Raw genomic sequence first — 433 nt, forward strand, 5'->3', positions numbered from 1 at the left:
ATTTTCTGAGGCGCTTGAGAGTCGGGGCCAGACGATCTCTGGGCTGGATCACGATTCGCGGATCGAATTCGCCCAGAGGTTGTTTCCAGGCAACCGCAAGCTCCTCTCCGCGCTGCAACGGGTTCGCGATGCGGAGCCCGTGTCAGACGGGGGTCTCGAGACGGCCCGGAGGCTGTTCGATCAAGCTGACGAGCCGCCACCCAATCCAAAGGAGCTACTGCGACTGGAACATGGGTTCCGCGAAGTGCTTCAGCAACGGCAGGATGATCAAGCCGCCTCGTCTTTTTTCAGCGACCCAGGGATGCCCGCTGGACCGGGTGACCTCAACAGCATCGTGGCGGACGCTTTGGCACCGGCCGGCTCTGGGCACGCCGGAGTTGAGGCCGCCGCCCCGCCAGTGTTAGCTGCCAGCCAACAGCAGATCCGGCCCTCG

1 pseudogene is annotated in these 433 nt (G+C 63.7%); it reads left to right on the forward strand.

From position 1 onward, the window contains the following. Positions 1-433, forward strand: a pseudogene (locus tag AC0L26_RS32000) (Ulp1 family isopeptidase); the annotation flags it as partial.

The organism is Mesorhizobium sp. WSM4823 (assembly GCF_055811195.1).